7 protein-coding genes are annotated in these 6,915 nt (G+C 59.0%); 2 read left to right on the top strand and 5 right to left on the bottom strand.

The annotated features are described in order from the left end of the window. The 4 genes from dnaJ to hrcA form a co-directional block, all read right to left on the bottom strand. Positions 1 to 1,078: molecular chaperone DnaJ (gene dnaJ, locus N2315_08505; GenBank protein MCX7829217.1), on the bottom strand; the 1,078-nt coding region annotated here is incomplete at its 3' end. A 15-nt stretch (positions 1,079 to 1,093) separates the two neighbouring features. After that, complete coding sequence (gene dnaK, locus N2315_08500) at positions 1,094 to 2,911, bottom strand: molecular chaperone DnaK (protein MCX7829216.1); 1,818 nt, start codon at positions 2,909 to 2,911, stop codon at positions 1,094 to 1,096. 56 nt (positions 2,912 to 2,967) lie between these two features. Further along, positions 2,968 to 3,591, bottom strand: coding sequence for a nucleotide exchange factor GrpE (locus tag N2315_08495; GenBank protein ID MCX7829215.1), 624 nt, complete (start codon positions 3,589 to 3,591; stop codon positions 2,968 to 2,970). A gap of 6 nt (positions 3,592 to 3,597) precedes the next feature. Further along, entirely contained in the window at positions 3,598 to 4,608 is a 1,011-nt protein-coding gene (gene hrcA, locus N2315_08490; protein MCX7829214.1) for a heat-inducible transcriptional repressor HrcA, read from the bottom strand. Between the two features lie 187 nt (positions 4,609 to 4,795). Here hrcA and folP point away from each other — a divergent pair, with 187 nt between their 5' ends. Continuing rightward, positions 4,796 to 6,010, top strand: coding sequence for a dihydropteroate synthase (gene folP, locus N2315_08485; protein ID MCX7829213.1), 1,215 nt, complete (start codon positions 4,796 to 4,798; stop codon positions 6,008 to 6,010). Beyond that, positions 6,007 to 6,495: a 2-amino-4-hydroxy-6-hydroxymethyldihydropteridine diphosphokinase gene (folK, locus tag N2315_08480; GenBank protein ID MCX7829212.1), complete on the top strand. Its 489-nt coding sequence runs from the start codon at positions 6,007 to 6,009 to the stop codon at positions 6,493 to 6,495. Before folP ends, folK begins: the two co-directional genes overlap by 4 nt. Positions 6,496 to 6,708: 213 nt before the next feature. On the opposite strand, the gene N2315_08475 is transcribed toward folK, so the two are convergent. Further along, positions 6,709 to 6,873 carry a hypothetical protein gene (locus tag N2315_08475; GenBank protein MCX7829211.1) on the bottom strand — a complete coding sequence of 55 codons (165 nt, stop codon included), beginning with the start codon at positions 6,871 to 6,873 and terminating at the stop codon, positions 6,709 to 6,711. Positions 6,874 to 6,915: the final 42 nt, after the last annotated feature.

The raw sequence follows: 6,915 nt of genomic DNA, 5'->3' as shown, positions 1-6,915 counted from the left end.
GGGCTAAGGCCTGAAGAAGGGCCCTTTGCCTCTCCGTCAGGTTCTTGGGAACTACAACCCGCACCTGAACTAAAAGGTCCCCCCTGCCGCCGCCCATCCTAGGCATCCCCTTACCCCTGATCTTCAACACCGATCCGGGCTGAGTACCAGGCGGTATCTCTATCCGTTCGGTTCCCTCAAAGGTCTCCAAGGGGACCTCGCTGCCCAGGGCCGCCTGGGGGAACGCCACGTCCACCTTAACCCTGAGATCCGCCCCATGCCTCTCAAACACCGGATGGGGGATTACCTCCACTATCAGGAAGAGATCTCCCGGAGGCCCGCCGTTAATTCCCGCCTCCCCTTCGCCGGGGATCCTAAGCCTGGTTCCGGTCTCCACCCCCTTGGGGATCTTAACCTCAACCCGGTGCGGAACCCGCACTCTGCCATGGCCCTTACACTCCTTGCAGGGGCTACCTATTACCTTGCCCCTTCCGGAGCACCTAGGACAGGTGTTTACCTGCACAAACTGGCCGAAGGGGGTTCTCATGGACTGCTCCACCTGGCCGCGGCCTCCGCAGTTGAGGCAGGTCTCCGGTTTAGTGCCGGGCTCCGCCCCGGAGCCGCCGCACCTGGCGCAGGTCTCCCAACGGGGTATGGTGAGCTCCTTTGAGGAACCTCGGAAGGCCTCTTCCAAGGTGATCTGCAAAACCGTCTCCACGTCGGCTCCCCTTCGGGGACCGGAGGGGGCCCTGCCGGGGCGCCCTCCCATGCCGCCGAAGAAGTTCTCGAAAAGATCGCCGAAGAGATCCCCAAAGGGATCGCCGCCAAACCCGCCAAATCCCTCAAAGGGGTTACCCCCGGGGGGAGCGTCGCCCACGTACCCGAACTGATCGTACTGGGCCCGTTTGGCAGGATCGCCCAAGACCTCGTAAGCCTCGTTGATCTCCTTGAATCGGGCCTCCGCATCCTTGTCGTTCGGATTCGCATCCGGATGGTACTTGCGGGCAAGCTTACGGTAGGCCTTCTTTATCTCCTCCGACGTGGCCTCCCGGGATACTCCCAGTATATCGTAATAATCCTTCTTTCCCGGAGCAGCCACCGGCCACCACCCTCCTTAAGCCCTTCCGGCGTCCTTGAAGTCCGCGTCCACGGAGCCGCTGCCATGGTCCGCACCGGAGGCGTCCGTGGGGTTCTGGGCGCCGCCGGAAGCCGAATATATCTTGTGGGATATGCCGTGAAGCGCCTGGGTGAGCTCCTCAATGCCCCGCCTTATGGCGCCGGCGTCGTCCTTGGCGGTAAGCTCCTTCAGGGCCTTCACCTTCTCCTCCACCGGAGACTTCTCCTCGGAGGTTAGCTTATCCCCAAGATCCCTAAGTGTCTTCTCGGTGTTGTAAACCAAACTCTCCGCCTCGTTCCTGGCCTCCGCAAGCTCCTTCTTGCGGCGGTCCTCCTCCTCGTGCTGCTCCGCCTCCCTCCGGAGACGCTCGATCTCCGCCTCCGACAGCCTGGAGGACTGTATGGTTATGTGCTGGGCCTTGCCGGTTCCCTTGTCCTTGGCGGTAACGTTGACTATCCCGTTGGCATCCACCTCAAAGGTGACCTCTATCTGAGGCACCCCCCTGGGTGCGGGGGGGATCCCATCGAGGATGAACCGTCCAAGCTCCACGTTGTCGTTCGCCATGGGGCGCTCGCCCTGAAGCACCCGTATCTCCACCTGGGGCTGGTTGTCCGCCGCGGTGGTGAAGACCTGGCTCTTGGAGCAGGGGATGGCGGTGTTCCTCTCTATTATCTTGGTGAACACCCCACCAAGGGTCTCAAGGCCAAGGGACAAGGGGGTTACGTCAACCAACACTATGCCGCTCTTCTCCCCGCTAAGAACCGCTCCCTGGATGGCGGCTCCCACCGCCACGCACTCATCGGGGTTGATGCCCTTGGTGGGCTCCTTGCCCAAGAGCTCCTTCACCTTACGCTGAACCATGGGCATCCTGGTGGAACCTCCCACCAGCAGGACCTTGTCTATCTGAGAGGCGCTAAGCCCCGCATCCTCCAACGCCCTCTTGGTGGGAGCCACGGTCCTCTCCAGAAGGTCCGCGGTCATGTCCTCGAACTTGGCCCTGGTCAACGTAAGCTCCAGGTGTTTGGGGCCGTTCTGGTCCGCGGTTATGAAGGGCAGGGATATGGTGGTCTCCATCATGGAGGAGAGCTCTATCTTGGCCTTCTCCGCCGCCTCCCTCAAGCGCTGGAACGCCATCTTGTCGTTCCTAAGGTCTATTCCCTCGGACTTCCGGAACTCGTCTATCATCCAGTCTACTATGCGCATATCCCAGTCATCGCCGCCCAGGTGGTTGTCCCCGGAGGTGGCAAGCACCTCAAAGACCCCATCACCAACGTCCAGTATGGACACGTCGAAGGTGCCGCCCCCAAGATCGAACACCAGTATCTTGTGGTCCCCCTCCTTGTCCACCCCGTAGGCAAGGCACGCGGCGGTGGGCTCGTTTATGACCCGCAGGACCTCAAGCCCCGCTATGGTGCCCGCGTCCTTGGTGGCCTGCCGCTGGGCGTCGGTGAAGTAAGCGGGGCAGGTTATGACCGCCTGGGTGACCGGTTCCCCAAGGTAGTCCTCCGCGTCCTTCTTGAGCTTCTGGAGTATCATGGCGGATATCTCCTGGGGAGTGTAGGACTTGCCGTCTATGTTAACCTTGTAGTCGGACCCCATCTTGCGCTTTATGGATATGATGGTCCTGTCGGCGTTGACTATGGCCTGCCTTTTGGCCAGCTGCCCAACAAGCCTCTCCCCATCCTTGGTGAACGCAACCACCGACGGGGTGGTCCTGTTACCCTCAGCGTTCGGTATTACCGTTATGTTGTCAACTTCCTTGACCGCCACGCAGCTGTTGGTGGTTCCAAGGTCTATCCCTATTATCTTTCCCATGAAGAAACACCCTCTTTCGCGAGATTTTTATCTCAACCGTTTATACGTTAAAACCCTCAACCCCTAAGCTTAGCAACCTTTACCAGGGCGGGCCTTATTAGCTTGCCTCCCAACAGGTATCCCCTTTGTAGCTCCGCCACCACCCTGCCGTCCATGCCCGGATCTTCGGTCTCCTCAAAGTCCACCGCCTCGTGAACCGATGGATCGAAAGCCCCTTCCGCCAACACCCTCTCCAACCCAAGGCTCTCCAAGGCTGAGAGGAACTGGCGGGCCACCATCTGAACTCCCTTTATCACCGGGTCGTCCGTCCTGTCCTGACAGGAAGCAAGGGTTCTCTCCAGGTTGTCCAGCACCGGGATCAAAAGCCCCACGGCGGACTCCGCCGACCGCTTCCTATCGGCCTCCCGATCCCTCTCCACCCGCCTTACGTAGTTGGTGAAGTCCGCCTTGTTACGCAAGGCCTCCTTCATGAGGTCGTCGTAGCTATCCCTCAACTTCGACAGCTCCTCCTCCATCCTCTTGATATCCCGGTCCTTACCCCGAAGCATCTCCACCAGCTCCACCTTGGACATCTCCGCCAACTCTAGATCCTCCTGGCGGGACTCCTCCGCGGAAGGATGCGATTCCTCCCGGGAGGCAGCATCATCAAAAGCTCCGTCAATCAAGCGATTCTCTTCCATGGCACATTACTCCTCCAAACCCTCCATGGCGGACGCCACGTCCTCAAGCACCGATATTACCCTCTCGTAGTCCATCCTCTTAGGACCCAATATACCCACTATGGCCTTAGCCCCGCCCTTGGGACTGGAGGCCAAGACCAAAGAACAGTCCTCAAGCTCCGGACGTTGGGACTCCTCCCCTATGACCACGCTCACCCCGTTGCCCACCGAGTGCCTGGCCACCAGCTCCGCCAACTCCTCCTCCTGCTCCAGCAGGGAGAAGAAGGCCTTAAGACGGCTCAGATCCTGGAAGTCCGGGAGGCTCAACATTTGACTCACCGGACCGGTGAAGACCTTGACCTGCCTGGACTCCATAATCTCCCCAAGTGTGCTCAGGGCCACCCGGCATGCCTCGGAGAACTCCGAAAGCTGATGCAAAAGATACCCCTCCAGGGAGGCTCTGACCTCCGACCATGGCCTTCCGGACACCGCCATGTTCATCTTCCTCGAGAACTCGTCCAGGAGATCGCAGGACAGCTCCCACGGCATGGGGATCACCTTGTGGTGCACCAATCCCCCTTCCAGCACGACCACAAGGAGCACGTTCCGCTGATCCACCTTGAAGAAGCTTACGTTCCTTATGGTTATGCCGTTCAGGGGAGCTATGGCGCCTATGCCCACGTAGTGGGTGAGCCTGCCCAAAAGATCCGTGGCCTCGTTGAGGAAACCCTCAAGGTCCCGCCTCTTGCGCTTGAGCGCCTCCGCCAAGGGCAGCCCAACCCCCTTGGATCGCGACCTTTGAAGCACCGAATCCACGTAGAGCCTGTAGGCCCTTGTGGTGGGGACCCGGCCAGCGGAGGTGTACGGTTGGGAGAGGAAACCCATCCCCTCCAGATCCGACATCTCGTTCCTTATGGTGGCGGGGCTGTGAGAGCTGAGATACCTCTTGGACACGGTCCTTGAGCCCACGCTCTCCCCGCTCCTTATGTACTCGTAGACCACCGACAAAACTATCTCCAACTGACGCTCAGTAAGCATGGGCACACCTCCATGGCCTTGGCACTCTACACACAAGACTGCTAACACCCAAGCCACGGCCATTAAATTACCTCTTCTCTGGCCAATTGTCAATACAGGTCAAAAAAATAGGCGCCGGTTCTAATGTACAATCTACCGGGCTTTACAGAGGAAATCCCATTGGGACCCGCGGGATAGGAGGATCGTAATGACTCCCTACAGACTCGAACTCATCGACGACGCCGAACTGGCGGAAAGGATCGCAAAAGTTGGGGCGGACCCAAGATGCCTGCCCTTCTTCTCCCGGAAGAGGCAGGTTTTTTGTCTTGGCTTTAAGGACCTGGACTTCAGGGCCGCAAACGCCATAAAGCAGGAGATGCTGGCCCGGGGAGGCGATGCGGTGGTCCACAGAGGGGCGATATGCGGCTTAGTGGACCGCTCGTCGGTGATGCTCTTCGGCACCATCGGACAACTCCACAGCCTCGCCGAGAAACTGGAATTGATGCCCTATTTCGGCCTTCAGGATGTGAAGGACTCCCTCAGGAGGGCCCTTAGGGGCATGAGGACCCAGCGTTGGAGCATTCCACTTCCAGCAGGCCGCGTGCTGGATCTTGGGGACCGCACCAAGGTGATGGGCATAATAAACATCACCCCGGACTCCTTCTTTGAGGCCAGCAGGTCAAGGGGGGTGGAGCAGTGCCTCAAGACCGCCGATGAGATGTTGTCCCATGGCGCGGACGTGTTGGACCTGGGGGCGGAATCCACCAGGCCCGGATCCGATCCGGTGAGCGCCGAGGAGGAGATGGAACGCCTGCTCCCTATCCTCAAGGCCATAAGGCGCCGCTTCCCGGAGGCGGTGATATCCGTTGACACGTACAAAAGCGCCACTGCCTCGGCATGCATAGAAGAAGGGGCGGACATAATAAACGACATATCGGGCCTCACGTTCGATCCCCAGATGGCCGAAACCGTGGCTAAGAGCCGGTGCTCCCTGGTGCTGATGCACATAAAGGGCAGGCCCAAGGACATGCAGCGGGATCCGTCGTACCAAGACCTCTTCGGCGAACTGATGGACTTCTTCCAGTCCCAAATGAGACGCGCCTGCGAGGCAGGGATAGAGGAGGAGAGGATAATACTGGATCCGGGGATCGGATTCGGCAAGAAGCCGTGCCACAACTTGGATATATTAAGACATCCAGAGGCATTCTCAATCCTTGGAAGACCGGTGCTGATAGGAGCCTCCAGGAAGAGCACCGTGGGGCTTGCCACCGGGGCGGAGGATCCAGCGGAAAGGCTGGAGGGCACCTTGGCGGTCACCGCCCTTTGCGCCATGAAGGGTGTGCCCCTGGTAAGGGTACACGACGTAAAGGAGAACGTTAAGGTCATAAAAATGATCGACGCTATCAGGAGGGGTACGTTATGACTACGGTGGTCCTGGCCCTTGGGTCAAACCTGGGAGACCGGCTGGGGGCTCTGCGATCGGCAGTTAATAACCTCAAATCCAGGGGGTGGAGGCTCCTCAAAGCAAGCCCGGTCTTTGAGACCCCGCCGTTCGGGTACCATGAACAGCCCCGGTTCCTAAACGCCTGCGTAACCATGGGGTGTCCCCTTGAAGACCCGCTGGACATGCTCAAGGAAGTCAAGGCCCTTGAGGCCCGGATGGGACGAGTCCAGCGGTTCAAAAACGGCCCAAGGGAGATCGACGTGGACATATTGTTCGCCGATGAGATGGTATTCGACTCCCCAGAACTGCATATACCTCATCCTGGCATTCAGGACAGGCCCTTCGTATTGGTGCCCCTCAACTGCATAGAACCCCAGTGGGTCCATCCCACCTTAAAACTCTCGGTTTCGGAGATGCTCGACAGGGTGAACACGGAGGGAGTCGTAAGGATAACCAACCTTTAAGACCTTGAATCACAAGGATTCCCCACGGGAGGCCATCTCCTTAACACCCCCGAGCTTCTCAGGGACATACCAAGTCTTGGGAACCCCCGGTGTATCCGCCAACGTCCCGCAAGTCCCGCAGCGGAAGAGAAGGTTCCCAAGGATGCTAAAATGTTTAAATAAGCAAGGGGCCCCTAGGGGCCCCTCTAAACAAAGTGTTTTCGCCTTGGCAGATCACCTTACCACAAGTGTGCCGCTGGTGGTTCCCATTATGGAGCACGCAGCCACCACCTTGATCTCAGCCCCCTTGGGAAGGCCGTTCAAGGCTATGACCTCCTGGAGGCCCCCAACGCCGCTCTGATCCTTGTACTCCCTCTGCTCCACCAGCTTCCCGCTCACGAAGACCGACAGACGGCTTACGTCTGTCTCTTATACACATCT

The organism is Thermanaerothrix sp., from assembly GCA_026417795.1.
Taxonomy (GTDB): domain Bacteria; phylum Synergistota; class Synergistia; order Synergistales; family Synergistaceae; genus Thermanaerovibrio.
The sequence above is the reverse complement of the archived record's forward strand: the minus strand, read 5'-3'. Positions and strand labels throughout refer to the sequence as shown.